Raw genomic sequence first — 25,265 nt, 5'->3', positions numbered from 1 at the left:
CGGTGAATCGATCGTTCAGTTCTGCCGGTCTTCCACGGGAGGCGCCGTGCTCGGGTGAAGGCGATTCCCACCTGTTCATTCTGATGTCTGTCACCTGCGTTGTTCTGTATCTGCATCACTCCGGCTGACCGTTTAAACCAACGGAGAACCGGGGCTGACACCATCTCGGCGACATTGCCTAACCATTAGATATGAAATGAAATGTGGGTATTTCATACTACGGTTCCCGTTTTTTTGTCAACCGGTTCGGCCGGTGAGGATATCCCCGACACCGGCCACCGGCGAAAAGCCGGCCGGAACCAGGCTGCATGATCTCCTCGTCAGCCCGGCCAAGCCGCTGGCCGGGCATGCGTTCTTCTTGATCTCACTAGCGCAGGAGCATATCCGGGAACGCCATTAAACCATTGATCGCCGGCTGGGTTCGGTGTACAAGCCGCATGGTGTCCCTTCTTTCCAGAAAAGAATCAACTTGAAAAACATCAACACCACCGGACTTCTCGAAACCCATGCGGCTGTGCTGCTTTTCGGCCTTGCCGGACTGTTTGGCAAATACCTGGACCTTCCCGCGTGGACCATCGTCCTGGGCCGCACCGGTTTCGCCACGGCAGCCTTGGGCATGGTGATGGTTGTCGCCGGACCCGGGAAAATGCCCCGGGACGCCAAAACTATTTTGCTCTTCGCCCTGCTGGGAGCCCTTTTGGCAGTACACTGGATATTTTTTTTCCTGGCCATTCAGGTCTCCACCGTCGCCGTGGGCCTGCTGGCATTTTCCACCTTTCCGGTATTCATCACCTGTATCGAGCCCTGGTGGTTTAAAGAAAAACGTCGGGCATTCGACGGGATCACGGCACTGCTGGTCATGGTGGGGGTGTGCATCATGGTCTACCCGTCCCCTTTCGGCGGACAGATTTTTTCCGGGGTCGCCTGGGGGATCCTCTCCGGATTCACCTTTGCAATCCTTTCCCTGTTGAACCGGAAATGGGTCCGGGAACATCCCCCGGTCGTTATCGCCTTCTACCAGAATGGATTTGCTTTCCTGCTGCTGATGCCGATGCTGGCAGGGTTCCATGGGCACCTGGGAGCCGGCCAATGGGCGATGCTGGCCTTTTTGGGTGTGGTCTGCACGGCCCTGTCCCACGCCCTGTTCATTCGCGGGCTCACCTTTATCCGCGCCCAGCTGGCATCCGTAATCGCCTGCCTGGAGCCGGTTTATGGGATTGTTTTTGCCTATTTGCTGCTGGACGAAACACCGTCGCCCCCCACCCTTGCCGGAGGGACGGTGATCCTGATCACCACCATCGCGGCCATGTCCCGACGGACGACCGTTTGACAATGGCCGGCGATTGTGAAATGCAGCAACCGATTGAAGCCATCAATGCCCTGGGGAGTATCCGATGAAAAAAAACACCGATGCAGACGTCATTGTCGATTTTATTACCGGACAAGCGGTACCCCATGTGGGGCCCGAAGCCAATCGCCAGCAGGTGGAACGCTATCTGATTGAAAAAAAAGGCTACCGGCGTGAAGATGTGACGGTGGATGCCCCGATTGATGTGGATATCGACGGTGAGGTGTACCGATCCACGGTGGACCTGATTGTGCAGATCGACGGCAGGCCTTTGATTGCCGTTAAATGCGCCGCCGGGTCACTGGGGTCGAGGGAGCGGGAAATCGTTTCGGCGGCGCGGCTTTATGGCACGACTCCGCTACCGCTGGCGGTGGTATCCGATGGCTCCGACGCAACGGTTCTGGATGTGGCCACCGGAAAGCAAAAAGCATCGGGCCTGGCGGCCATTCCCGATCGCACCGAAGCGATCGGCCTGGCCCGGGCGGAGCCGCTGCCGCCGATCGCACCCGACCGACTGCCCAGGGAGCGGCTGGTATTCCGTTCTTACGATTCCATGAACGTCAACGTGCGCGGCCGGAGCAGTTGATCTCCAGCGGAACTCACCCGTCAAAATCATAATTGCGCGCCATCTTGTCGGTAAATCGCATCCAAGGGCCGCGACGCTCCGTAGCGTAGCGACACAGGCGCCCCCACCATGAATCGCCCATCAGCACGCGATGAATCGAATAATCCCGGGTGTCGCCGATGCCGTTGACCTCGATCTGTTCGATGCCGAAATCACCGTAGCCGGGTCCCAACATCATCGCAGCGGCAATGATATCGATGGCATGCTCCCTGGCCAGCACCCGCCCGTATAACTTGGAAAGCGCAGCCGGTCGGCTGTCATAGCGCAGGCTCCTGGCAATGCCGACGATCCGTTGCACCGTAAAGCTGTGCAACTCGACCGCGCATCCGTAATCTGTTTTCATCACCAGAAACGGCGTGTTGTTGGTCACCACCAGCAGATCGACATCGTTGGGGGGGTGGTCACCCGGGTCACCGGCAAGGTAGCGTGCAAGGGAGCCGAACAGCAGCAGGGCCTTGGGATGATAATCCTCCATGTCCGCCGTAATCTGATCCATGGCGGACAGCATAGAATTCAAATGGTGATCGTTTTCAGGCATCCTATGGGACCGGCGAAACGGTTTCACATCATGTTGAAAACACGCCGAGCACAATGATTTTCGACATCCTGTCAGGCTGGCAGGGGATCATAGAGGTATTGTAGCGGGGAAAACGGGGAAGCGCAAGAACTGCGCCGCGTCCCTCGAGGGCGTTGGAAACGGCGCACCGGGTCAGGTGGGGCGGCATGGGGTCTACTGGCCGGCCACATCCTTGCCGCAATGCTTGCAGACTTTGGCCCGCTTTTTTATTATTTCCGCGCAAAAAGGGCATTCGCGGGTGAAGAAGCGTTTGTGAATGTTCTGGACCGCACTGTCCACCTGCTCCTGCAGGCGCGGGTTGCCGAATTTTAGGTTGCGGATGGGCTCGATGGCCTCAAGCTCGCCGATATCACCTATCATCTCGGCCGCTTTCATGCGAACCCGCACCGGTTCGGCCGAATCCATGAGCAACCTCAGAATCGACACGCCATCCTGGTTAACGTAGCAGTCTGCCAGTATCGAGAATCCTTTTTTGATGTTCTGCTTGAGAACCTCTTCCTCGGCAATCACCTGGTCGTCGATCACCTGGCCGGTTGCCCCGACCGGGCTGAAAACGGGCATCAATTCAAACTGGTCGGTGCCCGGGTAGTTCATGCAGCGGTAAGAGGCATGATGGGCATAGTTTTCCATCATGCTGTCCCATCCCTGGGTGTAAAGGGGACATTCGTCGTTAAAACACATGAACAGGTAGGGCGTTCCCCACCCCAAGCCGTCGCCGACGTTGATTGAAGGCACCTCCCAGATGCTCATCGGCGCATTGCAGTGAGGGCAGGCGGGCTTTTCCATAGCCATAATTTTCTCGAGCACTTCTTCTTTGGTTTCAAAAGCCATTTACATGCCTCCATGGTGGTTGTCGAAAGATCGAATTCGGGGAGTTGATATAGTCCGGCACCCTGCAGCCAGCGGTTAAATTAAGGCGTGGTTGGACATTGTCAACCGAAGTGGCATGTCATCTCGTGGAACGCGCGGCGCCCCGGCGGCGCCAGCAGAAACGCATTGATCAGCCGTTAAAGAAAAATAAAAAAAGATTAAAGTTGCCCTGCCGGCCGCCGATATATACATCGGGCAGTTTACAATTCTTCCGACCATACCGGCGGACGATCGTCAACCAGTTCAAATCGTACGGAAAGTCAGGTACTGGAGATGCCATCGGGCATGCGTTAAAAGGAGGGGCACAATGGAAATCAATACTAGTGATCCAATGGGCAAGGGGATTCAGGGCCCCGGGCGCACCCAGAAAATCAGCAGGGTCAATCGGGAAAGAGACGAAGCGCCGGACCGGCAGGCATCTCAGGCCGAAAAGAATCCGGATTACCGGGTCAGCCTGTCCGGTCCTGCCGAGTCAACCGTTTCCGGGCCGGCGGGCACCCGGGCGGCCGGCGGCGTTGGGAGAGCGGCGGCGCTTTCTGAAGATGAAGCCGCCCGAATCGCCCGGCAGGCCTCCGAGCAGCTGGCGCAGACCCACACCGCCATTACCAACCAGGCCATCCAAAAGGCGGTTGACCTCTTTACCTGAGTCACGGCGGATCCGACAACACACAGACAAAAGCCGATTCCATCGTGGGATCGGCTTTCGCAGTTCAAGGGAGAGAGGCGTGCACCCACGCACCGATGGGCACGCCGGCAAGAGGGATAGGGTCAGTGGCAGCAAAAGCGATCCGCCGGCGGGGGAGTCGCTTCCCCGCCGGCGTCAAAGCTGAACAGCTGCAGCAGATTTACCACCCCCAGGACAGGTATTGGTCGATGGAGTCGGCCGCCTTGCGCCCGGCACCCATGGCCAGGATAACGGTGGCAGCGCCGGTAACGATGTCGCCGCCGGCCCATACCCCTTTTTTGGTGGTTTTTCCCGTTTCCGGATCCGCCACGATGTAGCCCCACTGGTTCAATGCCATGTCCGGTGTGGACTGGGTCAACAGGGGGTTGGCACCGGAGCCCACGGCCACGATGACCAGATCGGTATCCATGTGAAATTCGGAGCCCTCGATGGCGATGGGGCGACGCCGGCCGGAATCATCGGGTTCGCCAAGCTCCATTTTCAGGCATTCCATGCCCGTGAGGCGCCCCTTGTCGTCGCCCTTGAACCGGGTGGGATTGGTAAGCAGGAAAAATTCGATGCCCTCTTCCTCGGCATGATGAATCTCCGCCCCCCTGGCGGGCATTTCATCCCGGGATCGGCGATAGACGATCTTGACGCTGTCGGCCCCAAGGCGCATGGCGGTGCGGGCCGAATCCATGGCCACGTTGCCGGCACCCAGGACCACCACATTCTTGCCCTTGGGAATCGGGGTGTCCACGTCCGGATAACGGTAGGCCTTCATCAGATTGGCCCGGGTGAGGTATTCATTGGCCGAAAGGATGCCGATAAGGTTTTCGCCGGGCAGGTTCATGAACCGGGGCAGACCGGCTCCCACGCCCAGGTAGACGGCCTGGTATCCCTCTTCGAACAATTCGTCCAGGCTGACGGTGCGTCCCACCACGGAATTCACCTCGACCTTGACCCCGAGGCGTTCCAGGAAATTGACTTCCTGGGCCACGATGGCCTTGGGCAGACGGAATTCGGGGATGCCGTACACCAGGACGCCGCCGGGCTTGTGAAACGCCTCCAGAACGGTGACTTCATATCCTTTTTGAATCAGGTCACCGGCCACGGTGAGGCCGGAGGGACCGGAGCCCACCACGGCTACCTTCTTGCCGTTGGCAGGTGCCTGGGGAGGCAGGGCGCCGGTGCCGCTTTCCCGTTCCCAGTCGGCCACAAACCGTTCCAGGTTGCCGATGGCCACGGGTTCGCCCCGCTTGCCCACGATGCACTTGCCTTCACACTGGATTTCCTGAGGGCACACCCGGCCGCATACGGCCGGAAGAGCGTTTTTGGTCCACACGTGGCGAATGGCGCCGGTGAAGTCACCCTTGGCGATCAGGTTGATAAACCCGGGGATGTCCACACTCACCGGACAGCCTTCCACACATCCGGGCTTTTTACATTGAAGGCAGCGGGCCGCCTCTTCCTGAGCCATGGCCACGGTGTACCCCGTCGGCACTTCTTCGAAATTGCGTTTTCTGATCTCCGGTTTCTGTTCGGGCATCGCCACACGGGGCGCTTTGCCCTTTTTCTTCTCTTTTTCCGTCATCTCAATCCCTCCATCTCGACAATTCTATGGCGCCGGTCGGTATACCGGTCGCCCACCGCATCGGGTGGTATCTTTTTTCAACTGGTCATGTCCGCCGACTGGTCAGGTCGCATCCTGAAGGGTGCAAAACTCCTCGTAGCACGCTTTCTCTTCTTCACAATAGGCCTGAAGGCGCAGCATCAACTCATCGAAGTTGACCTGGTGGCCGTCAAATTCCGGACCGTCCACGCAGGCAAATTTGGTTTCACCACCGACGGTAACGCGGCATCCCCCACACATGCCGGTGCCGTCGATCATGATGGGATTCAGGCTCACCAGGGTTTGAACCCCGTAAGGCCGGGTTAGATTGGCCACGGCGCGCATCATGGGCACCGGCCCGATGGCCACCACCAACCGGACGTCTCCCCCCTCCAGCGCCTCTTTGAGGACATCGGTGACAAACCCGTGATGTCCGTAGGTCCCGTCGTCCGTGCAGACCTTGAGGTCATGGGATGCCGCCTTCATCTGCGATTCGAGAATCAGCAGGTCCTTGGTCCGCGCACCGATGATGCAGGTGACATCGTTGCCGGTCTGCTTCAGGGCGCGGGTGATGGGATGCAATACGGCCACACCGGTACCGCCGCCCACACACACCACCTTGCCCACCTTTTCCAGGTGGGTGGGCTTTCCCAGAGGCCCGATGACATCCTGAAATGCATCCCCTTCCTGGAGGGTCTTGAACAGGGCTGTCGATTTTCCCACGACCATATAGATAATGGTAATGGTGCCCTTGTCCGGATCCGTATCGGCCATGGTCAGCGGGATACGCTCTCCATCTTCGTTGGCCTTCAGAATCACGAATTGTCCGGGCTTTGCTTTCTTTGCGATTAAAGGGGCCTCGATCTCATTTAATATCACGGTCCCTTCGGCCATCTCCTCCCGCTTTACGATCTTGAACATGTGCGTCCTCCACGTCTAATGTTTTCGTTGCAGCCGTTCTGCCGCAAAACATATCCTTTATTAATATGCTGAATCTGGCTAATATACACACCCGAATTTTGAAATCAAGCTCAAAACACAAACCCAGTAAATATTCTGTATGGTAATTTTTGAATCACCATAATACTATCAAATAACTGAAAAAAATGAAAAAACTTAACCTGTTTGACAGTCACTGCCACCTGGATGATCCATCCTTTGAACCCGATTTCCAGGAGGTGGTGCACCGTGCCGCCACCGCTGGGGTGCACCGGATGCTGGTTGTCGGCATCGACCGGCCCACATCGGAACGGGCGGTGGCCCTGGCGAAAACGAATACGGGCATGTACGCGTCAGTAGGGGTCCATCCCCATGATGCCAGCGCCTGCTCGGATGAGGTCCTGGCGCATTTGAGGTCGCTGGCGTCGACCCCCGAGGTGGTGGCCTGGGGAGAAATCGGGCTGGATTTCTACCGCATGTATACCCCTCAAAAGGACCAGGAGCAGTGCTTCATGCGCCAACTGGAGATCGCGGGGGCACTGAACCTGCCGCATATTTTCCACGAGCGGGACAGCCGCGGACGTCTGCTGGAACTCCTCAAGGCTGTCCCCAACAACCGTCGATCAGCCGTGGTTCACTGTTTCAGCGGAACTGAAGACGAACTGGGCCGGTATCTGGACATGGGGTTTTATATCGGCATCACGGGTATCGTCACGATCAACGGGCGGGGAAAATCCCTACGGCGAATGATTCCGTCCATTCCGGCGGATCGACTCCTGATCGAGACGGATTCCCCCTATCTGACGCCTGCCCCCCGGCGCAACAAATTCCGGAGAAACGAGCCGGCATTCGTTCGCGAGGTGCTGTTGAAAATTGCCGAAGTCCGCCGGGAAGATCCATCGGCACTGGCCCAACAGGTTTGGAGCAACAGCTGCCGGCTGTTTCGCCTCGATCCGTCGGCAAGCTGACGGAGCATCCGGACGGGCGCCGACTAATCGGCCATGAGGTGCTGAACGGCCTTTTCCAGGCCGTCAATGGACAGTTCGAACATGGGAAAAATCTGGCGAATCATCGTGATGGTGCGGGTGTAGTCCCACATGGCGGCGGAGACCGGGTTGAGCCAGACACTGTGGGCAAAGGTGTTCACGAGCATGCGCAGGCATTCGATGCTGGGCCGGCCGCTCCGGTTCTGGACATAAATGGAACCGTCCCGGGACATCAGTTCATAGGGCGCCATGCTGGCATCCCCCACCACCACCAGCCGGGTGTCCGGGTCCATGCGGGCCAGCTCGGCCATGCGCACCGGCTGCCGATAGCGGGCCGCATCCCGCCAGATGGTATCGTAGATGGTGTTGTGGAAAAAGAAGGTTCGGACCTCCTTGAACTGGGCCCGGGCGTAATCGAAGAGGGTCTGGACGACGGATACGTATGGATCCATGGACCATCCGCCGTTGTCGATGGCCAGGATCACCTTGAGCCGGTCCTTCATGCGCCGGTCGAAGGCAATCTCGATTTCACCGGCATTCTTCATGGTGCGGTAGATGCTCTCGTCGATATTGACCTGGTCCCTGGGGCCGGCGGGTACCATGTTGCGCAGCCGTTTTAAGGCTTCCCCCACCATGGCCTGGGTAAGCGGGCCGGAGAGGGAATAATCCTTGTAGCGCCGTTCCATGGCCACCTTGACGGCGGACTTGTTGCGCGACACCCCCCCTACCCGCATGCCCCCGGGGTGAAAGCCGGAGTGGCCCACCGGCGATGTGCCGCCTGTGCCGATCCACTTGCTGCCCCCGTCGTGACGGCCATCCTGGTCCCTGAGCCGCTGCTTGAAGTAATCGAGGAGTTCTTCCGGCGTCATGCGGTTCAACTGGCCTTCATCCATGCCCAGGGCGTCGGCCATGGCCTTGGGGTCCTGGAGCCACTGTTCCAGCATGGCCCGGGCCATTTCATCGATCTCCAGGCCCTCCACGTCGGGCAGTTCGGCCCCCTGGAAATGGTGGGCGAACACCTGGTCGAACAGGTCGAAGTATCGCTCGCTTTTCACCAGTATGGTCCGCGAGGCGGTGTAAAACTCGTCGAGCGTGGCGATAAGGCGGTCGGCCAGGGCCCGGTGAAGAGTCAAAAAGGCCGTGGGGCTGACCGGTATCCCCATCTCCTTGAGCTTATAAAAAAAGGCCAGGAACATGATCAGAACATCTTTCGCCGGTTGACAAAGGAACTGGCCCGCTGGTAATCGCCGCTTTTTTTGAACAGTACCCCCAGAAAGGGCACGTCCCCCTTGGTCAGCCGCTTGGGTTTGAAATCCGGATCGGCGTTCAGGGCACGGATCCAGTTGATCAGCTCACGGGTGGCCGGTCGTTTTTCGACGGCTTCCAACTCCCGCATGTGGTAAAAAGCGGCGATGGCGTTCTCAACCAGTGCATCGTGGATGTCGGGAAAATGCACGCCGATGATCCGGCGCATCATCTTGGGATCGGGAAAGGCGATATGGTGGAAATTGCAGCGGCCCAGAAAAGGATCGGAAAGGTCCTTTTTGGCGTTGGAGGTAATGATGATCACCGGCCGGTGCCGGGCCGAGACGGTTTTGTCGATCTCGATGATGTCGAATTCCATCTGGTCCAGCACATCCAGCATGTCGTCCTGGAAATCGGTGTCCGCCTTATCGATCTCATCGATCAGCAGCACCGTCCGCGCGTCGGCCGCGAAGGCCTGACCGATCTTTCCCATCTTGATGTATTCTTCGATGTTGCTCACATCCCGCCGGCTGTCGCCGAAGCGGCTGTCGTTGAGACGCGTCAGGGTATCGTACTGGTATAACGCCTCCACCAGCTTCATGCTGGATTTGACGTTGAGAACAATGAGCGGCATGTTCAGGCTCTCGGCAATGGCGTGGGCCAGCATGGTCTTCCCCGTACCGGGCTCCCCCTTCAGCAGCAGGGGCATCTCCAGAGCCATGGAGATGTTGACGATCTGGGCCAGTTCCTCATCCAACACATAGCGGGTGGCGCCGCTGAACGACGCCTCAGATTGCTGAACGGTCATGAACACCTCTTAACGTAAAAATAATAATCAATTACAGACGATCGCGAATGGTGGCCGACAGATCCCGGGTCAACCCCAGCACCCGCTTGGCCAGGTCCAGGCTCAGGGAGCCGACACCGCAGCTGGGCGTGATGAAGGACTGGGCACGCAGGGTTGCCGGGGCAATCCCGAACGCTTCGACCTGCCGAAACTGCGCCTGCCATCGGGCGTATAGGGTATCGACGGTCTCCCGCCGGATCGCTTCGGGCTCCAGGGTGGGCACGATGCCCCAGGCGAGCAGCCCACCGCCTTTCAGGAAGTCCCTGATCGGATCACCGTAGAGAATGAACCGGTCGAAATATGCGTAGGCGTCGAAATTGACAATATCCGCGCCGGATTCCAACACCAGCGACCAGTCCGTATTGGCGCATACGTGGATGCCGGCCAGTCCGCCATCCGCGTGGATACCGGCCACCACCTCCCGGAGGCAGGCCAGGATTTCTTCTTTGGAAATGCTGATCAGCTCCGACGACCCGAAGCCGGCCAGGGCCGGCTCGTCGATAAAAATGATCACCGGGCAGCCGGGCCCGGAAAGGCTGCGGATCTGCCAGCGGGCGTTGAGGGCCAGAAGTTTGACCGCCGCATCGCGCAAGGTCTCGTTGTAGAAAATCGCCCGGCCATCCTGATCCTTGACACCGGTGCCAAAGGTAACCGGGCCGGTGACCTGTCCCTTGACCGCAACGGGCGGCGTCTTGATGCGGTCCAGTGTATGCAGCAGGGCAGCCACCCCCCTGCCGGTGGCCTCGCCCAGGGCGAAACGGGAACCGGGCAGCAGGTCCGGGGCCTCGCTGACGGCCATGTACGCTTCGAAAAAAACGAGCAGGTCGTCGTCGAATGACTCGCCGGCAGCGTCGATGAACATTTTTCCGTCCTTTTGGACCACGGCCGGCATGCCCGGTAAAAATTGCGGCACCATGCCCTCCTCGGGGAAAACCGGCAGCTGAACCCACAACGGAATGGATGGCGTATAATCCATGATCAGGCGAGAGGCTGCTGCGTGGTCGTTCATGGGCATACTGCCGATAAGCAGCGGCAGGCAGTCGGGGGTCAAGGTCTGAAGCATCGGTAAATCCTCATGTTGGTGTTGGGAGGTGTTGCTTTTTATCATGGCGGCGGCGCTTTAACAAGCGTGAGGTGGCGGTGGACCGGTAAGCCGCCACGGGTTGTTCTCACCGGCCGTGCAGATCCGGACGATCGTCGGCAGGCGGCGACCCGGAGAATTCCTTGAATCCCCGTTTCGGGACCCCGCACAATTCCTTTTTTTTAGGTTATCTTTTGATAAGGCTCGGATTGACACCTATTAGACACGATGATATTGTCTGGTCCACCATTGAACACTCGACGCGGTTATGGTGGACGGGTCATGGGAAACATCATCTGCCTTGACGAAAAGCTTAAATGCAGCCGGAAAAAAAAGGACGCCCTCGTCCGGAAAAGAAAGCTCCTGGCGGTCAGGAATATTTTCCGGTGCACGCATTGTGTGTCCAAATGCGAAAAGTGCGGCGTCCAGATTCGGGCGGAAAACCGGCCGGAAGTGCCGGAATTCAGGGTCCCCTATACATTTTGCGACAGCTGTTCGGAAGAGTATATCGAATACATCGAAACACTCAAGGGCAAGAAAGACGAGACGCTTTACTGGCATAACGACGCCTGGATGAAGGTGTGGGCCACCTGGATCGAGCACCAGGGCGCCGTTGACAGTTACTTGAAGTCAAAAGAGTTTGAGCGGCTGCTCGATGAATTGAAACCGAACCCGACTTGATCTGAAACCGAACCAGTGCAGTGACAGGCCGGTCAGGAAATTACGTTTTAACGCGGTTTACCACAGGAGGAAGACATGTTTGGAATCGGAATGCCGGAATTGATTATTATCCTGGTCATCATTCTCATCATTTTCGGTGTGGGCAAACTGCCGGAGATCGGCGGCGGCATGGGAAAAGCGATCCGCAACTTCAAGGACGCCTCCAACAAGGCGGAATCCGATGCCCCGGAGGAGATCGAAGAGGATAAAAAAGCCTGAGCGACAGCGTATTCAGCATGCGTTTTAAAAAGGGCCGGCAGGATACCAAATCTGTCCGGCCCGGTTTTTGTGGCCCCGCTTTCAACCCCCGTGGGCCGTTACCCGTCCCCGCCACTCGAGATAACCGCCAGAAACTGGTCGCCGAACCGGTCAAGCTTGCTTTGGCCGACACCGGAAATTTTCAGCAAATCCGAATGGCTGGAAGGTCGGCAGACCACCATCTCCTCAAGGGTACGGTCATGAAAAATCACATAGGGAGGAACGTTCAATTCCCTTGAGATATCCAGCCGAAGCTGCCTCAGTCGCTCCCATAAGGCTGACGATGCCGCGTCGCTGAAGGTGACCCTCGATCCCCTCGCCGATTTCTTTCCCGCTGTCGCCTTGACCGGTTCGGGATCCTTTTTCAATCGTACCGGCTGTTCGCCCCTGAGTATATTCCAGCTGCTTTCGTTCAGGCGAAAGCCACTTCTGGCCGCCATATCCGCGTCCAGATAGCCTGCGGCAAGCAATTGTCGAAACACCGAGTGCCACTGTTTCGGTTCCAGGTCCTGCCCCGCGCCGAAGGTTTTTATGCGATGGTGGCCCAGGCGTTCCATCCGCTCCGAGGCCCGGCCGGTCAGCACATCGATGAGATAGACCGCACCGAAACGCTGGCCGGTGCGATACACGCAGGACAGGGCCTTCTGGGCGGCGATGGTGCCGTCCCAGGTGTCCACCGGTTCGGTGCAGTTGTCGCAGCAGTTGCACGGCGGGGTGTAGGACTCGCCGAAATAACCCAGCAAGCCTCTCCGCCGGCATTCGGGGCTTTCACAAAATCCCAGAAAGGCGCCGAGCTTGCGCTGCAGGACCGACTTGAAGGCCTCGTTTCCGCTGGAAAGGTTCTGCAGGGTTCGCATGGCCACCACATCGGCCAGTGAATAGAACAGCCACGCCTCGGCCGGCTGACCGTCGCGGCCGGCCCGGCCGGTTTCCTGGTAATACGCCTCCATGCTGGCGGGCAGGTCAAGGTGGGCCACGAAACGAATATCGGGCTTGTCGATGCCCATGCCGAAGGCGATGGTGGCCACCATCACCAATCCGTCTTCCATCAAAAACCGCTGCTGATGGCGACGCCGGACCTCGGCATCCAGGCCGGCATGGTAGGGCAGCGCCGCAATGCCCTTTTCCCGGAGCCAGCGGGCGATGGCATCGACCCGTTTGCGCGTGCGGAGGTATACGATGCCCGCGTGCCCGCCGTGTCGTTCGCGCAAAAGGGTGAGCAGTTGCCGTTTATCGTTCTGCTTGATCCGGATGCGGTAAAAAATATTGGGACGGTCAAAGCTGGCAACCACCCGGACGGCGCCTGCCAGATGGAGCTTTTCCACGATATCCCGGCGGGTCGCCGGATCGGCGGTGGCCGTCAGGGCAATTCGCGGCACCCCCGGGAAACGTTGGGTCACCGAGGCGATCTGAAGGTATTCAGGCCGGAAATCGTGTCCCCACTGGGAGACGCAGTGGGCCTCGTCGATGGCGAACAGCGCCAGCTTCATATTGGACAGCAACCTCTGGAACCGATCGGTAAGCAGGCGCTCCGGGGCGACATAGAGCAGGTCGCATTGCCCGCCGGCGGCGATGGCTTCCACCCGGGCGGCCTCGGCGGCGGGCAGGCTGGAATTGAGAAAATGCGCCCGGACCCCAACCTGGCGCAGGTCCGTCACCTGGTCCTGCATCAGGGCAATCAACGGTGAAACCACCACGCCCACACCGGGCCGGATGAGGGAGGGGATCTGAAAACACAGGGATTTGCCGCTGCCGGTGGGCATGAGGGCAAAGGCGTCACGCCCGGCAAGCAGCGTATCGATAACCATTTTCTGGTTATCCCGGAACGTCTGGTAGCCGAACACCGTATCGAGGACCGTTTCGGGTGGCATATCTCTGTACGATGCCGGAGGGACCGGTGCCGGGTCATCCCAATCCGCGGCCATTGATTCCGGCGCCTCGGGTTCCACGGGCATACCATTTTCCAGGTAATCCCATTCCTGCGGCATATCGTTCTGCTGGGCCGAAAGGACCACCTGGTAGGCGTGACCGCAGGCCGGGCACTGGACCCCGGCGGATTCAGTGCCGGCCTCTCCAGGATCGAGCTTGAAAACTGATCGGCATTCAGGGCAGGTCAGGTTCATGGAAATACTCCCATCGGGAAACATCGAAGGGCAAGGATGAATCCTGCCCCATCAGCATGCCCGTGGAATCGCCTCCGGTGGGCATCCGGTGGCCGAAGGTAAAAACAGTCACCGGATCGCCCCCCGAACCGGTGTTTGAAGCGGTGCCGGCACACCCTATCCTGGTTAGTGGCCAGGTGCGGGTGCCCATCAGCAACGACAGAAATACGGCCGCACAGTGAACATGCCTTTTCATCCGACGCGCCTTCTGGCAGTCCATGGCACCGCCCGCAGGGGGCCCGCAGGCCCTGCGATGCAATCACGGCGCGGCTCGACGAGGTCCCCTTCATAGCATACCGGCAGCGACTTTTCACGAGGTTGTATCGGCCGGTGGTTGATATTTGCCCGGGGGATGTACTATGACTTTATTCTTGCATCTCTTCCGATAGGACTAAGCACCGGCCCCGGCCGGTCAGCCGCTGTGAAGGTAAGATGATGAATAACGAGGCGTTGATAGCCGTTCTCCAACGTACCGACCCGTTTGCCCTTCTGGACCGGAATGTCCTTGCCCCCCTTTGCCGCGGCATCACCCTCGGCACCTTCAAAAAGGGGGATTATGTCTTCCGCCAGGGTGCACCCAGCTGCGATTGCCTTTTCATCATCGCCCACGGCCTGGTGGAAATTCTCGTTGAAGACGACTGCCGGGAGGAGTCGGTGGTGGGGCTCCGCAGGAAGCACGATTTTTTCGGTGAAACCGTGGTGCTTTCAGGCCAGCGATACCCGGGATCGGCACGGGCCAAAGGCGCGTTGACCTGCCTGCGTCTGCACCGAAACGATTTGGAATCACTGATATACAGCCAGCCGGAATTTTCCGGATTCTTCAACACCCTGCTGGCCGAGCGGATGCGGCTGATCTACGAACGCAACCTTTCCGACCGGGCATGCACCATCCCCGGAAGCAGCACTGCGCTCCTGTTTCGAAAGCAGGTCAGCCGGGTCATGTCCGCTCCGGTGCTGACCTGCCGGGAAGACGATCCGGTATCCGATGCCGCGAAAAAGATGGTGAAACGGCAGGTGGGATGCCTGGTGGTCGTGGATCCTGCCGGCCGTTTCCGGGGCACGCTCACCGAGCGCCACCTGGTGGGTGGACTGATTGCCGAACAGACCTGCCCGGTGGGCCGTTGCACGGCGGGTCGCCTCATGGATCCGCGCCTGAAGGCCATTGCCCCGGAAGCCTATCTGGGCGAAGCGCTGGCGGCCATGATCCGGAACCGGAGCCGGCAGCTGGTGGTCATGGAGCGGGACCTGCCCGTGGGGGTGGTCGCTTTCTCCGATCTGGTGCGATCCCAGTCGGCCGACAGCCTGATGCTGATCCACGATATCGCCGATCAGAACGACATGGACGGACTGGCCGACCTGAGCGCCGGCATCGATCGGGTGCTGGATGCCCTGGTGGCCGAACGGGCAGGCGTGCAGGAAACCATGGAGATCATGTCCCGCCTGAATGACCGGATTACCCGCAAGGTGATCGAACTGAGCGAAGTTCAGATGAAAGGGGATGGCTGGGGTCCACCGCCGGTTGACTACTGCTGGATCAATATGGGCAGCGCTGCCCGCTACGAGCAGACTCTGCGGACGGACCAGGACAATGCCATCATCTATGCGGACCCTGAGGATGGCGACCGGCAGGCTTCATTCGACTATTTTCAACGATTGGCCGAACGGGTTGTCGACGGGCTGGATCGCTGCGGATTTGAACGCTGCCCGGGTGGGGTGATGGCGAGCAAGCCCAAATGGTGCCGGGCGCTCTCCGAATGGCGACGCGGCGTGGCCGGTTGGATGGTCTCCATGGAGCCTGAAGACATCCGTACGCTCACCATTCTGCTGGATTACCGGTCCGTCTGGGGCAACAACAGTTTGGCCGACACCTTGTGGGACGACATCGTGGATGCCTTTTCCGGTTCCATGAGTGCCGGGCATATGCTTTCCCGGGACGATCAGAAGCTGGTGGCGCCCATCGGCATTCTGGGGAAGATCGCCACCGAACGAAGCGGCCCGAAAAAGGGACGCATCAACCTGAAAACGGCTGCGCTGGTTCACATGGTAAATGCCGTTCGCCTGCTGGCCCTTCGCAGGGGGATCAGCACGCCATCCACCCTTGAACGGCTCGACCGGCTGGTCGACAGCCACGATCTGAGTGCCGAGGATGCCGCTTTTTACCGGGCCGGCTTCGAAACCCTCATGATGTTCCGCATCCGGGAAAATCTGAAACGGGTTCGCGATGGGCGACCGCCGGACAACACGCTGGATCCCGGGACTCTGAACAAAAGCGAGACCCTTCTTCTGAAAGATGCCCTGTCTGCAGTCGCCCAGTTGCAAAAGCGGATGAGCAAAGGGTTTCACGTTCCCTGGATGAACTATTTCGGCCATTAGCCAGCCACGGGCCAGGAAAGGGTGGCAGGCAATGACGCACCGCGCCAGCCACCGGTTGACACGGCACGCGCGCGGCCATTGCCCTGTAGCCACTTCGGATGAAAGGCATGCATCATGACGTCTGTCCGCTTTCTGGAAAACATTCAGATCCGCTATAAACTGCTCTTCAGCTACCTGATTACCTTTTGTGTGATTTTCTCTCTGGGCTCCGGCGTCATCTACTCCATCGTACGAAAAACCATCGAGGCCAACATCGAAAGTGAGCTGAAAAACGCCACCGATGCCATGCTGAACATGGTCCAGACCTCCGTGTCGGTGTCCATTCAAAACCACCTGCGGGCCGTGGCCGAAAAAAATCTGGAGATGGTTTCCCATCTCTACAGCCTTTCCCGGAAGGGTGAATTAACCGAAGCCAAGGCCAAACAGCTGGCCGAGTCCTTGTTGCTGAGCCAGCGCATCGGCACCACGGGATACATCGCCTGTGTCTCCAGCGGCGGTGTGATGGTGGTCCACCCTGAGGCCGAGTGGCTCGGCCAGGACATCAACCGTTACGGATTCGTCCGGCAGATGCGCGAAAAGCGACAGGGCTATATCGAGTACGACTGGAGAAATCCCGGAGAGGACCGGACCCGCCCCAAGGCCATGTATATGGCCTATTTCGAACCCTGGGACTGGATCATTGCCGTCTCCTCCTACCGCAGGGAGTTCAGCACCCTGGTGAACATCGACGATTTCAGGGACAGCGTGCTGTCACTCCAGTTCAGTGAAACCGGTTATGCCTTTATCACCGACAACCGGGGAAACGCGATCATCCACCCCAGCCTTCAGGGGGTCAACGTCATCGAGGAGAAGGCCTTTCCCAACTACCCGCTGGATACCATGCTGAAAGAAAAAAGCGGCAAGATCGTCTATCCGTGGAAAAATCCGGGGGAAGACCGCATGCGCGACAAGCTGGTGCTCTTCAACTACCTGCCTGAATACGAGTGGATCGTGGCCTCCTCGAGCTACCTGGACGAATTCTACGCCCCCCTGGATAAAGTCAGCAATGTGATCATTTTCACCGTGCTGGGCTGTATCCTGCTGGTGCTGCCCATCACCGCGATGATCAGCGCCTCCATCACCAACCCCCTGGCCGAACTGGTCAAACGCCTGGAACAGGGTGCCAAAGGCGACCTGTCGGTGCGACTGGACAGGCACTCTGAAGATGAAGTCGGGCGCCTGGCCCGGTATTTCAACTCCTTCATGGCGCGACTGCAGGAGTACAATCAGGACCTGGAAGCCCAAGTCAAGGAGCGCAAGGAAGCGGAAGTGGCCCTGCGGTACAGTGAGAACCGATATCGATCGGTGATCGAGGCCATGCCCGATGCCATGGTGGTCTACGACATGGAAGGCAGGGTCACCTACCTGAACCCGGCCTTTACCGACGTATTCGGCTGGACCAGCGAGGAATGTCTGGGCCGGAAACTGGACCATTTCGTACCTGAGGAAAACTGGGAGGAAACCCGCCAGGGACTCAAGACCATCACCTCGGGCAAACCCCTGTCCAGCGTTGAGACCCGGCGGCTGACCAAAAGCGGACAGATCATCGATGTCAGCACCCGTGGCGCCGTTTATCGGGACCCTGACGGTCGACAGGTGGGCAGCGTGATCATCCACCGCGATGTGTCGGACCTCAAACGGATGGAAAAGCAGGTGATGGATATCGGCGACCGCGAGCGCCAGAAGATCGGCCAGGATCTGCACGACGACCTGTGCCCCCATCTGATCGGCGTGGAAGGGTTGGGCAAGGTGCTGGTGCGCAAACTTTCAGACAAGGCACCTGAAGAAGCGGGACTGGCGGAAAAGATCACCGGCCTGGTCAAGGATGCCATTACCAAAACCCGCCGCCTGGCCCGGGGATTGTGTCCGGTCTTTCTGGTGGACCACGGCCTGGAATCCTCGATTCGGGAACTGGCCGCCAATACGGAATCGGTGTTCGGAGTGGCCTGCCGATTCCTGTACGAGACGCCGGTGCCCATCCAGGACAATCTGGTGGCCACCCACCTTTTTCACATCGTCCAGGAGGCGGTTAACAATGCGGTGCGCCACGGGCAGGCCACGGCCATCACCATCACCATGCGCGTCGATGGGGACCGCCTGACCGTCTCGGTCCATGACGACGGCCGGGGCATCCCGTCCGACCTGGAGACCCGGGGTATGGGCTTGCGCATCATGGGTTTTCGTGCCAATATGATTCATGCCGCGTTGGACATCGGCGGGCACGAAGATGGAGGAACCGTGGTTCAAGTTTCACTGAGCACCCGAGTAACGACACCCGTTGGCCCATGACAGATGCCCCCAAAAAGATACTCATCGTCGAGGACCATCCCATCTTCCGATGGGGCCTGAGCGAACTGATCAATCAGGAACCGGACATGGTGGTGTGCGGCGAGGCCACCAGCGCAGCCGGCGCATGGAAGGCAATCGAACGCCTGGCCCCGGACCTGATCATTGCCGATATCACCCTGGAGAACAGCGACGGCATCGACCTGACCAAAGACGTCAGCCGCCGCCATAAGAACATGCCGGTGCTCATCCTCTCCATGCACGATCAGTTCCTCTACGCCGAACGGGCCCTTCACGCCGGCGCCCGGGGGTACATCATGAAGCAGGAGGCCATGGAGAAGGTGGTCACGGCCATTCGCCAGGTGCTGGCGGGTAAGATCTACCTCAACGACAAGGTCAAGGATCAGATCCTCTTCAACCTGGCCGATCGCCCTGCCGGCAACGGCCGTTCCTCCATCGAACGGCTGACGGACCGCGAGCTGGAAGTCTTCCGAATGATCGGAAAAGGATTTTCCACCCGCGAAATCGCTTCCAAACTGCACCTGAGCATCAAAACCATCGGCACCTACCGGGAACGCATCAAAGAGAAGCTCAACCTGAAGCATGCCAACGAACTGGTGCGCCATGCCGTTCACTGGGAAAAAACCGGTGAAGTCCCCGCTGCAGAGTCACCCGTGTAGGCTGGGTTAAACCCTGTCGCCCCGGTCCCCGACCTGAAGTTCTGGCATCCGCGTGCAGCACCCGGCAATTGGAAAAAAGAATTCGTCCCTTTGGGATAGTGGCGTGCCCTTATCCGTCGAAAGGGTTGAGCGCTCGTATCATCCCTGCGACGCCCGTTCCCGGGCCTGCCGGATCACTTCCAGCAGACTGGCCATTTTCGGCCGGGGACGGCTGGCACAGAGCGCATCGAATTCGTCGGGCGACAAGCAGGCGCGCATGTGTGCCACCACGTCGAACCGCTCCCACCAGCAATCGAACACCTTGAAGCAGGGTGTTTTTCCCTTGCCGCAAACCTTGCAGTACCCAAAGGCCACATCACCCCCCAGCCGGGGGCATCTGCGTTCAAGAGGTTCCGGATCCATCAGACGCTCTTCAAATCCTGGGGTTTGGGATAACTGTCGAGGACTTGCGTAAATTTTTCGATCTCCGCATCGTCCAGGCTGTAGTCGAACAATTCACCGGACAGGTATTTGTCGTAAGCGCCCAGGTCCAGCAGGCCGTGCCCGCTGAAGCACACGACGATGGTTTTTTCCTTGCCCTCTTCCTTGGCCTGTTTGGCTTCTTTCACCACCTGGGCCAGGGCGTTGGTGGTTTCCGGAGCGGGGATGAATCCCTCGGTACGGGCCCACAGAACACCGGCTTCATACGCAGCCAGCTGCCCCACCGATTGGGGGGTCAGCAGGCCTTCGTTGATCAACTGGCTGACGGTGGGCGCCATGCCGTGGTAGCGCAGACCGCCGGCATGAATGGGTGCCGGAACGAAGTTGTGCCCCAGGCTGTGCATGGGAAGCAGGGGTGTATACCCGGCCGTATCGCCGTGGTCGTATGCAAAGGGTGCCCGGGTCATGGAGGGACAGGCCTTGGGCTCCACCGGATATATCTCGATGGCTTTGCCGTTGATTTTATCCTGGACAAAGGGAAATGCCAGCCCGGCAAAATTGCTGCCGCCGCCGGCACAGCCGATGACGATATCGGGGTAGTCCCCGGCAATCTCAAACTGTTTTCGGGCCTCCAGACCGATGATCGTCTGGTGGAGCATCACGTGGTTGAGCACACTGCCCAGGGAATAGCGGGTCTTGCCGGTCGTGTCGCTGACCGCCGCCTCCACGGCTTCGGAGATGGCAATGCCCAGGCTCCCCGGCGTGTTCGGGTCCCTTTCCAGGGCATCCCGGCCGGCCTTGGTTTCCGGACTGGGGGATGCGATGCACTTGCCTCCCCAGGTTTCCATCATGGCCTTGCGGTAGGGTTTCTGGTCGAAGCTGATGCGCACCATGTACACCTTGCAGGTCAGGCCATACTGGGCACAGGCAAAAGACAGTGCGCTGCCCCACTGGCCGGCCCCGGTTTCGGTGGTGATCTTCTCGATGCCGAAAACCTTGTTGTAATACGCCTGGGGGACGGCGGTGTTGGGCTTGTGGCTGCCTGGCGGGCTCATGCCTTCGTTTTTATAGTAAATTTTGGCCGGCGTACCCAGGGCTTTCTCGAAGGCTGTGGCCCGGGTCAGGGGTGCCGGTCGCCAGATGGCGAGCACATCCAGCACCGGCTCGGGAATATCGATCCAGCGATCCGAACTGACCTCCTGTTCGATCAGGTTCATGGGAAACACCGGCGCCAGCATTTCGGGGCTGATGGGCTTTCCATCCGGTCCCAGGGGCGGGTTCATTTTAATGTCGGCCAGGATATTGTACCACTTTCTCGGAATCTGATCTTTGGTCAGGATGATGCTCTTCGGTTTCATTTACGTTCCTCCTTGGTGGAAATAGCGTCAGGGTTGCGGACCGTCACGGCAACAACCGGCCGGAATGATCCGAAAACCATTCCGGTCGCCATCGGAAACCGGTTTTACGCCGGAAACCATGTTTCTGTCAATAGAAATGCCCGTCCGGACATTCTATCCGACGGTTGCTGCGGGGAAACGCAATGGGTATTGACCTTTAATTTTCAACCTTGATAAGGTCCAGCGATGGACCCCTTGCGTTTGAATCCACCCTTTTGGTTGCGACCGGCCGGTGTTCAAACCGTGCTGGCCAGTGCCGGCCTGCGGGCCCTGGGCAGAAACGCCATGGTCGATGCTGCCCGGCAAACCATCCTGACCACCGCTGAAGGTGTTCGCCTGCTGGGTTACATGAGCCGCCAGGCCAGGCCCCGGCAGAAAGGCCTGGTGATCCTGCTGCACGGTTGGGAGGGCAGCTCGGAATCCACGTATATCCGCACCACGGGCCGCTTTCTGTTCAGCCACGGATTTGATGTATTCCGCCTCAACCTCCGTGACCACGGCCCCAGCCACCACCTGAATACCGGAATTTTCTATGCCGTGCTGCTGGACGAAGTGGTCGATGCCGTCCGCCAGATCGCCGACGCCGAACACCCCAACCCGGTTTTTCTTGCCGGATTTTCCCTGGGGGGCAACTTCGCCCTGCGGATCGCACGCCAATGCGCCGCACAGCCCATCAACGGTCTGAAGCAGGTGGTCAGCATCAGTCCGGTCCTGGACCCGGACAAGGCCACCGACCGAATCGACGACAGCCTGCTGATCCTGAAATACTTTCTTAAAAAGTGGCGCCGGTCCCTGGCGGTCAAGCAGCAACTTTTCCCGGGCCGCTATGATTTTTCCGCCCTGATGGATGTGGACAATATCCGGGAGATGACCGAACGGCTCCTGGCACGGTACAGCGACTACGACAGCGCCGGCACCTATTTCCGGGGATATACCCTCACCAACAATGACCTCCGGGATATCACCCTTCCCACCACGATCATCACCGCCAGGGACGACCCCATCATTCCCGTGGCCGATTTTTACGACCTGCACACCAGCGAGTCGACCCGGCTGATCGTTCAGCCCTATGGCGGACATAACGGTTTTCTGGAAGGATGGCGCCTTAACGGGTGGTATGAACGGGTGATGGTTGACACTTTTGAAAACGCTTCGCCCAGCGATTGAGGGGTTGGGGGCTGCCATCTCAAGGAGGGGAAAAATGAGAACGGGCGGAAGTGGATATGGCCTGTTTGGGAATGTCGCCGGGATGCTGGCCCTGCTGTTCGTTTTCGCATCGATCCGGCCCGCACATGGGTTGGTATGGATCTGGGACAGCTCGGACCTGGCGTGGACCACCACCCTCACCGACGGGAGCCCTATCGACACGACCCTTGCGGAAGACGCCGTCACCCCCCGCGTGGCCATCGACGCCGGCGGCATGACCTACGTGGTATTCAATCAGGAGGACACTGCAGACACCGGCATCGGCCGCATCTATCTGAGCCGGTACGAACCCTCCGGGCAGGTCGGAATATGGGACCGTGAGACCCGGACATGGACCACCACCCTGACCGATGGCGACCCCATCGATACCGGTATTGCCGGGCGTTCAGCGCACAGCCCGCAACTGGCCATCGACTCGCGAAACCGGGTTTACGTGGTTTTTGCCCAGAGTGACGGCATTCGCGATCACATTTACCTGAGCCGCTATGACGGAACCGATGTGCAGATTTACGCCGGTCTGGGGGTGTGGACGACCAACCTGAGCGCGGGCAGCCCCATCGATGCCAATACCGGCAGATCCGCCCGGATGCCCCAACTGGCCATCGATTCAAACGATCAGGGTTACATCGCCTTCCACCAGGACAGCGGGTTGGCCAGCCATATCTATCTCAGCCGCTTCAATTCTGCCGATGTCCGCATCTGGGATGTCGACACCAGCGGCTGGACCCTTAATTTTGCCAATGGGGACCCCATCGACACCACACTGGCCAGGGAAGCGGACAACCCGCGCCTGGCCATCGATTTTCTGGACAACGTTTATGTGGCTTATCGCCAGAACGACGGGGCCTTTTATAATGTCTACCTGAGTCGTTTCAGCGTCACCGGCGGGGTACAAATCTGGAACACCGATTTCCCCGCCGGATGGACAACGACACTTTCCAACGGGGATCCCGTCGGCCTGTCCGGTGCGTCGGGCGATGCCCTGGGACCCGACCTGGCAGTCGATGCCAACGACGCGATTTACATCGCTTATGCACAGGAGGATACGGCGACCGACCGGGTTTTCCTCACCCGGTACGATGGCACCGAGGTTCAGATATGGGGCGCCCCCTGGACCACCCGTTTTGAACAGGCGCGGCCCATCGACACGGGTGACGCACAGGCCGATGTCCCCCGGGTGGCCGTCGATTCCAGAAACAACATCTACGTTGCCTTTGGCCAGTTGGTCGATGGCCGCAACCGCATTCACCTGAGCCGCTGGAATGGCGGCAATATGCAGATCTGGGACGCCGACGCGCCAGGGTGGACCGCCACGCCGGCCGAGGGGCACCCCATAGACGCGGCCACCGGCAGGGACGCCCGCTCACCGGAGATGACCGTCGACAGCCAGGACAGGGTCTATATTGCCTTCAATCAAAATGACGGGACGGCTGACCGGGTATACATGAGCCGATATGATGACACCTCCGCCCCGTCATCGCCCCTGGTGGGAATCTGGAATCAGGATGCGGAGAGGTGGACCGCCACCTTCACCGACGCCACCCCCATCGATGCCGGGACGGGCGGGAACGCGCTGCTTCCCCGGCTGGCGGCCAGTCACTCGGATGAGGTCTACATCACCTATTACCAGAGCAGAGGTTCTGAAAACCACATCTACCTGAACGTTTCCGAGGAGCTGGGAACACCACCCACGGAGCCGGATGAGCCGCCGTCGGACAGCAAGTTTGACAGCAGCATTTGTTTTCTGTCCGCCTTTCACTTTGGGGAACTGTTGGCGCCATAGCACGGCCCGGCGCCCTGCCATCCGGGGAAAAAAGCCAGACGGCCGGCCACCCGCTCCGGAGAACGGCCGTCAGCACACCAACACGTCGATACAGGGAGATTAAAACCGGTTGTCACCGTCGAGAAGACCGCCGAGGGACCCCAGGATTGAGCCTTCCCCCCGGCTGCCGCCGCGCTGGGGAGCGGCCTGGAGCATGCGGCCGGCCAGTCGCGAAAAGGGCAGTGACTGGAGCCATATCTTGCCCGGCCCGTGCAGGGTGGCAAAAAAGAGGCCCTCGCCGCCGAACATGGCGGTTTTGATGTTGCCCGCCTGACGGATGTCAAAATTGACGTTCTTCTCCAGGGCCACGATGCAGCCGGTATCCACATCCAGCACTTCGCCGGGTGCCAGTTCGCGTTCCACCACCGTACCGCCGGCGTGGACGAAGACCATACCGTCCCCTTCCAGTTTCTGCATGATAAAACCCTCGCCGCCGAACAGGCCGGTGAGGATTTTTTTCTGCATGTGAATGCCGATGGAAACCCCTTTCGCGGCACACAGGAAACTGTCCTTCTGACAGATCAGGCAGCCACCGACGCTGGGCAGGGGCACGGGGATGATATTGCCCGGATAGGGGGCGCCGAAGGCCACGTGGGCTTTGCCCTGGCCCGTGTGGGTGAACACGGTCATGAAGAGGCCTTCACCGGTGAGCAGTCGTTTTCCCGCGCCCATGAGCTTGTCCATGAACCCGCCGCCGGAAGGCGCGGCGCCGTCACCGAAAACCGTCTGCATGTCGACGGCGCTGTCCTTGTACATCATGGCGCCTGCTTCGGCCACGGCACTCTCGCCGGGGTCCAGCTCGACTTCTACGAACTGCATCTCGGCGCCGAAGACTTTAAAGTCGATTTCGTCCGCACCGGCGCCGGAAGCAACAGCCGGCGGCGGGGTGGGCACCGGAGCACCGGCCGCCGGGTTGAGTTCGGCGATGCTGGCAATGGGCTGCCATTCGGCAAACCCCTCCCGCCAGGCAAAGCCCCCCGGATTCTGCCGGGCCTGGGCGATGGCCGTGGACAAATCCATGGGCCCCGCCTGATTGCCGTCAAAACTCAGATACCATTGGGTCATTTAGATTTCCCCCTGTTTTCTAAAAAGGATTCGAGAACTATCG

The 25,265-nt window shown here is 59.4% G+C and carries 23 protein-coding genes; 11 read left to right on the top strand and 12 right to left on the bottom strand.

Translation table 11 applies throughout. The features are described from left to right. The first annotated feature begins 469 nt into the window (after positions 1–469). Entirely contained in the window at positions 470–1,330 is an 861-nt protein-coding gene (locus tag DSCA_RS22245) for a DMT family transporter (protein WP_155318532.1), read from the top strand. A gap of 64 nt (positions 1,331–1,394) precedes the next feature. After that, entirely contained in the window at positions 1,395–1,934 is a 540-nt protein-coding gene (locus DSCA_RS22240) for a type I restriction enzyme HsdR N-terminal domain-containing protein (RefSeq protein ID WP_155318531.1), read from the top strand. Positions 1,935–1,947: 13 nt separating this feature from the next. On the opposite strand, the gene DSCA_RS22235 is transcribed toward DSCA_RS22240, so the two are convergent. Continuing rightward, on the bottom strand, positions 1,948–2,469 hold the full coding sequence (locus DSCA_RS22235; protein ID WP_155318530.1) for a hypothetical protein: 522 nt from the start codon (positions 2,467–2,469) through the stop codon (positions 1,948–1,950). A gap of 234 nt (positions 2,470–2,703) precedes the next feature. After that, positions 2,704–3,381 carry a zinc ribbon domain-containing protein gene (locus tag DSCA_RS22230; protein ID WP_155318529.1) on the bottom strand — a complete coding sequence of 226 codons (678 nt, stop codon included), beginning with the start codon at positions 3,379–3,381 and terminating at the stop codon, positions 2,704–2,706. A gap of 346 nt (positions 3,382–3,727) precedes the next feature. Here DSCA_RS22230 and DSCA_RS22225 point away from each other — a divergent pair, with 346 nt between their 5' ends. After that, positions 3,728–4,066 carry a hypothetical protein gene (locus DSCA_RS22225; RefSeq protein WP_155318528.1) on the top strand — a complete coding sequence of 113 codons (339 nt, stop codon included), beginning with the start codon at positions 3,728–3,730 and terminating at the stop codon, positions 4,064–4,066. A 199-nt stretch (positions 4,067–4,265) separates the two neighbouring features. Here the strand turns inward: DSCA_RS22225 and gltA are convergent, their stop codons facing one another. Together gltA and DSCA_RS22215 are read right to left on the bottom strand one after the other, a co-directional pair. Further along, positions 4,266–5,678 carry an NADPH-dependent glutamate synthase gene (gene gltA / locus DSCA_RS22220; RefSeq protein ID WP_155318527.1) on the bottom strand — a complete coding sequence of 471 codons (1,413 nt, stop codon included), beginning with the start codon at positions 5,676–5,678 and terminating at the stop codon, positions 4,266–4,268. A gap of 102 nt (positions 5,679–5,780) precedes the next feature. Next, positions 5,781–6,617 (bottom strand): sulfide/dihydroorotate dehydrogenase-like FAD/NAD-binding protein, encoded by an 837-nt coding sequence (locus DSCA_RS22215; protein WP_155318526.1) that lies wholly within the window; start codon positions 6,615–6,617, stop codon positions 5,781–5,783. A 185-nt stretch (positions 6,618–6,802) separates the two neighbouring features. Here DSCA_RS22215 and DSCA_RS22210 point away from each other — a divergent pair, with 185 nt between their 5' ends. Further along, on the top strand, positions 6,803–7,603 hold the full coding sequence (locus DSCA_RS22210; RefSeq protein WP_155318525.1) for a TatD family hydrolase: 801 nt from the start codon (positions 6,803–6,805) through the stop codon (positions 7,601–7,603). A 23-nt stretch (positions 7,604–7,626) separates the two neighbouring features. Here the strand turns inward: DSCA_RS22210 and DSCA_RS22205 are convergent, their stop codons facing one another. Genes DSCA_RS22205 through DSCA_RS22195 form a run of 3 tightly spaced genes read right to left on the bottom strand, consistent with a single transcriptional unit; the run spans position 7,627 to position 10,776 of the window. Beyond that, positions 7,627–8,817, bottom strand: coding sequence for a vWA domain-containing protein (locus DSCA_RS22205; protein WP_155318524.1), 1,191 nt, complete (start codon positions 8,815–8,817; stop codon positions 7,627–7,629). A 2-nt stretch (positions 8,818–8,819) separates the two neighbouring features. Continuing rightward, positions 8,820–9,674, bottom strand: coding sequence for an AAA family ATPase (locus DSCA_RS22200; RefSeq protein WP_155318523.1), 855 nt, complete (start codon positions 9,672–9,674; stop codon positions 8,820–8,822). A gap of 31 nt (positions 9,675–9,705) precedes the next feature. After that, positions 9,706–10,776, bottom strand: a complete 1,071-nt coding sequence (locus DSCA_RS22195; protein WP_155318522.1) for a uroporphyrinogen decarboxylase/cobalamine-independent methonine synthase family protein — start codon at positions 10,774–10,776, stop codon at positions 9,706–9,708. A gap of 300 nt (positions 10,777–11,076) precedes the next feature. Between DSCA_RS22195 and DSCA_RS22190 the strand changes: the two genes are divergently transcribed. Then, positions 11,077–11,475 (top strand): hypothetical protein, encoded by a 399-nt coding sequence (locus tag DSCA_RS22190; protein WP_155318521.1) that lies wholly within the window; start codon positions 11,077–11,079, stop codon positions 11,473–11,475. Positions 11,476–11,550: 75 nt separating this feature from the next. After that, on the top strand, positions 11,551–11,733 hold the full coding sequence (gene tatA / locus DSCA_RS22185) for a twin-arginine translocase TatA/TatE family subunit (protein ID WP_155318520.1): 183 nt from the start codon (positions 11,551–11,553) through the stop codon (positions 11,731–11,733). A 98-nt stretch (positions 11,734–11,831) separates the two neighbouring features. Here the strand turns inward: tatA and recQ are convergent, their stop codons facing one another. Then, positions 11,832–13,895, bottom strand: coding sequence for a DNA helicase RecQ (gene recQ / locus DSCA_RS22180; RefSeq protein WP_167527912.1), 2,064 nt, complete (start codon positions 13,893–13,895; stop codon positions 11,832–11,834). Further along, the gene (locus DSCA_RS22175) at positions 13,876–14,130 is read right to left on the bottom strand and encodes a hypothetical protein (protein ID WP_155318518.1); all 255 of its coding nucleotides are present in this window, start codon (positions 14,128–14,130) and stop codon (positions 13,876–13,878) included. The genes recQ and DSCA_RS22175 overlap by 20 nt, the downstream gene beginning before the upstream one ends. A 236-nt stretch (positions 14,131–14,366) precedes the next feature. Here DSCA_RS22175 and DSCA_RS22170 point away from each other — a divergent pair, with 236 nt between their 5' ends. The 3 genes from DSCA_RS22170 (at position 14,367) to DSCA_RS22160 (ending at position 19,312) form a co-directional block, all read left to right on the top strand. Then, entirely contained in the window at positions 14,367–16,307 is a 1,941-nt protein-coding gene (locus DSCA_RS22170; RefSeq protein WP_155318517.1) for a DUF294 nucleotidyltransferase-like domain-containing protein, read from the top strand. A gap of 114 nt (positions 16,308–16,421) precedes the next feature. Continuing rightward, the gene (locus DSCA_RS22165; protein WP_155318516.1) at positions 16,422–18,635 is read left to right on the top strand and encodes a cache domain-containing protein; all 2,214 of its coding nucleotides are present in this window, start codon (positions 16,422–16,424) and stop codon (positions 18,633–18,635) included. After that, on the top strand, positions 18,632–19,312 hold the full coding sequence (locus DSCA_RS22160; protein WP_155318515.1) for a response regulator transcription factor: 681 nt from the start codon (positions 18,632–18,634) through the stop codon (positions 19,310–19,312). The genes DSCA_RS22165 and DSCA_RS22160 overlap by 4 nt, the downstream gene beginning before the upstream one ends. A 138-nt stretch (positions 19,313–19,450) precedes the next feature. Here DSCA_RS22160 and DSCA_RS22155 read toward each other — a convergent pair whose 3' ends face one another. Together DSCA_RS22155 and DSCA_RS22150 are read right to left on the bottom strand one after the other, a co-directional pair. Continuing rightward, complete coding sequence (locus DSCA_RS22155) at positions 19,451–19,714, bottom strand: hypothetical protein (RefSeq protein WP_155318514.1); 264 nt, start codon at positions 19,712–19,714, stop codon at positions 19,451–19,453. After that, entirely contained in the window at positions 19,714–21,090 is a 1,377-nt protein-coding gene (locus DSCA_RS22150; protein WP_155318513.1) for a TrpB-like pyridoxal phosphate-dependent enzyme, read from the bottom strand. The genes DSCA_RS22155 and DSCA_RS22150 overlap by 1 nt, the downstream gene beginning before the upstream one ends. A gap of 240 nt (positions 21,091–21,330) precedes the next feature. On the opposite strand from DSCA_RS22150, the gene DSCA_RS22145 reads away from it, so the two are divergent. Together DSCA_RS22145 and DSCA_RS22140 are read left to right on the top strand one after the other, a co-directional pair. Continuing rightward, positions 21,331–22,296 (top strand): YheT family hydrolase, encoded by a 966-nt coding sequence (locus DSCA_RS22145; RefSeq protein ID WP_167527911.1) that lies wholly within the window; start codon positions 21,331–21,333, stop codon positions 22,294–22,296. A gap of 34 nt (positions 22,297–22,330) precedes the next feature. Then, positions 22,331–24,118, top strand: coding sequence for an NHL repeat-containing protein (locus DSCA_RS22140; RefSeq protein WP_155318511.1), 1,788 nt, complete (start codon positions 22,331–22,333; stop codon positions 24,116–24,118). Between the two features lie 99 nt (positions 24,119–24,217). On the opposite strand, the gene DSCA_RS22135 is transcribed toward DSCA_RS22140, so the two are convergent. Continuing rightward, complete coding sequence (locus tag DSCA_RS22135; protein WP_155318510.1) at positions 24,218–25,222, bottom strand: TIGR00266 family protein; 1,005 nt, start codon at positions 25,220–25,222, stop codon at positions 24,218–24,220. Between the last annotated feature and the right edge of the window lie 43 nt (positions 25,223–25,265).

It is taken from the genome of Desulfosarcina alkanivorans (assembly GCF_009688945.1).
GTDB classification, from domain to species: Bacteria; Desulfobacterota; Desulfobacteria; order Desulfobacterales; family Desulfosarcinaceae; genus Desulfosarcina; species Desulfosarcina alkanivorans.
The sequence above is the reverse complement of the archived record's forward strand: the minus strand, read 5'-3'. Positions and strand labels throughout refer to the sequence as shown.